Raw genomic sequence first — 4,575 nt, forward strand, 5'->3', positions numbered from 1 at the left:
GAACAGACCGTTCGTCCCGACTCATTGACAGGTCCGTACCAACGCGGCACGCTCTGAGAGCGCTCTCAACAGCTTCCCGCATCGACCCCACATCGAACGGAGAAGGAGCATGTTACGGACCCTCAGAAGCCGGGCTACGGCCCTCGGACTGTCCCTCGCGACGGTCCTGAGCGGCTCACTGCTCGCAACCGGCGTCGCCGAGCCGGCCCACGCCGCCGTCCCGGCGACGATCCCCCTGAAGATCACCAACAACTCGGCCCGCGGCGAGCAGGTGTACATCTACAACCTCGGCACGGAACTGTCGACCGGACGGCAGGGCTGGGCCGACGCGGGCGGCACCTTCCACCCCTGGCCGGCGGGCGGAAACCCGCCGACCCCCGCCCCCGACGCGTCGATCCCGGGCCCGGCCGCGGGCCGGTCGACGACGATCCGCATGCCGAAGTTCTCCGGCCGCGTGTACTTCTCCTACGGCCAGAAACTGGTGTTCAAGCTGACCACCGGGGGCCTGGTCCAGCCCGCCGTGCAGAACCCGGCCGACCCCAACCGGAACATCCTGTTCAACTGGTCGGAGTACACGCTCAACGACTCGGGCCTGTGGATCAACAGCACACAGGTCGACATGTTCTCCGCGCCCTACGCGGTGGGAGTGCAGCGAGCCGACGGAAGCACCGCGAGCACCGGCCGGCTCAAGCCCGGCGGATACAACGGCTTCTTCAACGCCCTCAGGGGGCAGCCCGGGGGCTGGGCCAACCTGATCCAGACCCGGTCCGACGGCACCGTACTGCGCGCCCTGTCGCCGCTGTACGGCCTGGAGACCGGCGCACTGCCGGCCACCGTCATGGACGACTACATCAACCGCGTCTGGCAGAAGTACTCCACCTCGACCCTGACGGTCACACCGTTCGCCGACCAGCCCGGCACCAAGTACTACGGCCGGGTCTCCGGCGGCGTCATGACCTTCACCAACAGCGCCGGCGCCACCGTCACCCGCTTCGAAAAGCCGGACGCCGCTTCGATCTTCGGCTGCCACAGGAAGCTCGACGCGCCGAACGACCTGATCCGCGGCCCGATCTCTCGCACCCTGTGTGCCGGCTTCAACCGTTCCACGCTGCTGGTCAACCCCAACCAGCCGGACTCCGGCGCCGACGCCTTCTACAAGGACAACGTCACCAACCACTACGCCCGCAAGATCCACGCGCAAACGGTTGACGGCAAGGCCTACGCGTTCGCCTTCGACGACGTCGGCCACCACGAGTCACTCGTACACGACGGCAGCCCCCGCCAGGCCTATCTCACCCTCGACCCGTTCAACTGACAGAAAAGTTGACGGTTCAGCAATTCTGAAAATCAAATACAACTTTACTGTTCCTTGGTGTAGATGAACTGCGGTTTACGTGAGCCTCATTGACACCACGCGGTGACTGCAGGCCCTCCCGTAATAGGAGGGTCTGGTCACTGTCCCCCCATGCGATGGTGAGAGGCACCAACGAAATGACGATGAATCGCACCCTGCGGTACGGCGGCCGCACACTGGCGCTGACGGCTACAGCCCTCGGGGTGATCGCGACGGCCGTGCCCGCCGCGGCCGAGGAACAGCCCACCGCGGAGCAGATCATGGCCGACTGCGCTTCCGGAGAGGGCAAGTGCTCCTTCAACTCCCCGGAGCTCGGCGAGGCATACCTCGGTGAGCCGCGCCAGGTATCCGAACTGCTCTTCAACTGCACCGACTCGCCCGCCGCCCAGACGATGTCCTGGGCCGACACCGTCGGTTCCTCCCACTCGGTCGGAGGCTCGGTCACCGTCGGCGGAGGCATCGAAGGCATCATCACGGCCAGCGTCACCGCGACGTACAACTACACATGGCAGAGCTCGCACACGGAGACCAGTTCCTTCACCGTGAACGTGAAGCCGGGAGAAGTGGGCTGGATCTCCCGTGCCCAGGTGATGCAGCGGATATCCGGCACCTGGCAGACCCACTACGACGACCCCAAGTGGGGCCACTACTACTGGTTCGTCCCCGACGTGGTCACCGGCCCGGCCCCGAACGGCACGGACGGCAAGCACAGCGCGGTCGTGGTCAAGTCCCGCAAGATGACAGCCGACGAGAAGAAGCTGTGCTCCACCGGCAACACCCAGGACAAGGTGTTCACCAGGTCATGAGTGTGTTGGAGTCGCTCGTGGACTCGTGACGCGGCCCGCCCGCCGAGGACCGGGCCGAGGAATGGGCCGAGTGCGTCCGACACCGGCGGGGGAGAGCGCGCGGCGCTCGGCGCGCGGGCATGCCGTCGGCCGACGGCGGGCAGGCTGAACCAGGTCTACGGAAGGTGGCGTTGTGCCCGGAGTTCACGTCTGCTCGCTCAAGGTCGACACTCCTCAGCTGATCGCGCCGGGAACCACCTACAAGATCGTGCGGTTCCCCTTCGGCGCGGCGGAGTCATCGGACGGATTCGAGATGCACCAGGCCGTCCAGCCGGACGGCTATGTGGTGAGCAACTGGGCGACAGACGACCGCAGCGGTCTGATCTGGCCGTCCAAAGCCGGCTGGGGCCATCTGCACGCGATGATCCAGTGGGAGTCCGCCGGCGGCACGGGCGGGTACACCGAGCTGCGCGACCAGTACGTCCGTGACCCGCTGGGCCTGACATCCACCCCCAACGACACCACGGCGACCGAGCACCGCACGCCGACACCCGGAGGCCAGTACTACGTCAAGAACCACGGCATCTTCGTCGCCCCGGGCACCCCGATCGCACTCCGTGTCACGCACAACGACGCCGCCTCCCGTCTCCTGACCCTCGCCGAGTTCAAGCTCGTCATCCACGATGCCGCCTAGCGCCCGGGGCATGCAGATTCCACCGGATGCCTGACTGCCTCGTGTGAGCGGCCCGGCAACGTGGGACCGATGCTCCATGCGCATCGTGCTCACCGGGTCGACCGGACACACCGTCTCCGTCGTACGCCGCCAACGGGCCGAGGGCACGCACGCCCTCGCCGGTGGCGCCCGGCGGCTGCCCGGCGGCCCCGACGCATGCGACGAGGCGACCTGTCGGGCGCCGGACGCGGGGCGGCGGTGCAGGTGACCGCCCACGCGGCCGACACGGCCGACTCGACCCCGGCGCGCCACAGACCGCCGCGAGTGCTCGCGCTGCTCGCCGCCGCCCACGGCGGGCCCGCCCTGGCGGTCACCGTCATCACGGGCCTGCTGGCGCTCCGCGGCGGCCTGCACCCGTTCCACGCCGTCGCCGTCACGGCGGCGGTGTTCACCGGCCAGCTCACCATCGGCTGGGGCAACGACCTGCTCGACCTCGCGCGCGACCGCGCCGTGGGCCGCACCGACAAGCCGTTGGCCGTCGGCTCCCTCCCGGCCGGCTGGGTGGCGCGCGCCCTGGTCGTGGCGGCGGTCGCCTCCCTCGTGCTGTCCGCGCTCGTCGGCTGGCGCAGCGCGCTGGTCAATGTCGTCCTCGCCACCGGCGCGGGCCACGCCTACAACCTCGGGCTCAAGGCGACCCCGTGGTCCTGGGCGCCGTACGCGTGCGGCTTCGGGACGTTGCCCTCGGTCGTCACCCTCGCCGGCCCGGCGCCGCACTGGGCGCCATGGTGGATGACCGGTGCCGGCGCCGCACTCGGCGTCGGAGCGCATCTGCTCAACGTGCTGCCCGACCTCGCGGACGACGAACGCACCGGCGTCCGCGGCCTGCCGCACCGGATCGGCGAACACCTCTCGCGCGTCCTGGCCGCCGTGCTGCTCACCGCCGCCTCGGTGCTCGCCGTGGCCGGTCCCGCGGGATCCCCTCCCGCGTGGACATGGATGGCCCTGGCCCTGGTGGCCGTCCTCGCGGTGGTCACGCTGTGCGCCCGCGGACGCGCTCCTTTCCGCGCCGCGGTGACCATCGCCCTGCTCGACGTCGCGCTGCTGACGGCCGGCTGATGGCGCGGCAGATCTCGCGACCGCCCCGGCAGCCCTTCTCGACCGCGTCAGCCGGGTGCTCGTCGCCCCCCACCGCCCGATCCCAGGAGCCAGCATGACCATGCGCGTCCTCAGCGTCCGCGGCACCCTGCCCGAGCACTGCCACCGGCAGGAGGAGATCACCGAGTCCGTCACCACCACGCTGGTCGGGAACACGGTCGATCGCGGCGTCGTCGAACGGTTCCACCGCAACGTGGGTGTCGAGACCCGCCACACCGTGCTCCCGCTGGAGGAGTACGGCCGGATCGAGGACTTCGGCCAGTCGAACGACGTCTTCATCCGGGCCGGCGTCGAACTCGGCGGTCGCGCGGTCGTCGACGCGCTCAAGAGCGTCGACCTCACACCGGCCGACGTCGACTACATCGTCTCGTGCACGGTGACCGGCTTGGCCGTGCCCTCTCTCGAGGCCCGCGTCGCGGCGGAGATCGGCCTGCGCCCCGACGTGGTGCGCCTGCCCCTCGTCGGCCTCGGATGCGTGGCCGGCGCGGCCGGCATCGCCCGCCTGCACGACCTGCTGCGCGGCCGCCCGGACGCGGTGGCGGTGCTGATGTCGGTCGAGTTGTGCTCGCTGACGCTCCAGCGCGACGACACCTCGGTCGCCAACTTCG

Annotated in this window: 5 protein-coding genes and 1 pseudogene; all 6 read left to right on the top strand. The window is 69.7% G+C overall.

What is annotated here, in order from left to right; genetic code table 11:
* Positions 1-109 precede the first annotated feature (109 nt).
* Positions 110-1,315 (top strand): glycoside hydrolase family 64 protein, encoded by a 1,206-nt coding sequence (locus tag ACFTZL_RS41440; protein ID WP_382594727.1) that lies wholly within the window; start codon positions 110-112, stop codon positions 1,313-1,315.
* 182 nt (positions 1,316-1,497) lie between these two features.
* Positions 1,498-2,160 carry a hypothetical protein gene (locus ACFTZL_RS41445; protein WP_382594729.1) on the top strand — a complete coding sequence of 221 codons (663 nt, stop codon included), beginning with the start codon at positions 1,498-1,500 and terminating at the stop codon, positions 2,158-2,160.
* A 172-nt stretch (positions 2,161-2,332) separates the two neighbouring features.
* Entirely contained in the window at positions 2,333-2,833 is a 501-nt protein-coding gene (locus ACFTZL_RS41450) for a hypothetical protein (protein ID WP_382594732.1), read from the top strand.
* A gap of 76 nt (positions 2,834-2,909) precedes the next feature.
* A complete protein-coding gene (locus ACFTZL_RS41455; protein WP_382594735.1) occupies positions 2,910-3,080 on the top strand; it encodes a hypothetical protein in 171 nt (56 codons plus the stop codon).
* Positions 3,077-3,928: a UbiA family prenyltransferase gene (locus tag ACFTZL_RS41460; protein ID WP_382594738.1), complete on the top strand. Its 852-nt coding sequence runs from the start codon at positions 3,077-3,079 to the stop codon at positions 3,926-3,928. Before ACFTZL_RS41455 ends, ACFTZL_RS41460 begins: the two co-directional genes overlap by 4 nt.
* Before the next feature lie 94 nt (positions 3,929-4,022).
* A pseudogene (locus tag ACFTZL_RS41465) lies at positions 4,023-4,575 on the top strand (type III polyketide synthase); the annotation flags it as partial.

Source organism: Streptomyces sp. NPDC056948 (assembly GCF_042674225.1).
Taxonomy (GTDB): domain Bacteria; phylum Actinomycetota; class Actinomycetes; order Streptomycetales; family Streptomycetaceae; genus Streptomyces; species Streptomyces purpurascens.

Coding starts and splice junctions, on each gene's coding strand:
- ACFTZL_RS41455 (WP_382594735.1), top strand. CDS start 2,910: ATGCGCATCGTGCTCACCGGGTCGACCGGACACACCGTCTCCGTCGTA.
- ACFTZL_RS41440 (WP_382594727.1), top strand. CDS start 110: ATGTTACGGACCCTCAGAAGCCGGGCTACGGCCCTCGGACTGTCCCTC.
- ACFTZL_RS41445 (WP_382594729.1), top strand. CDS start 1,498: ATGAATCGCACCCTGCGGTACGGCGGCCGCACACTGGCGCTGACGGCT.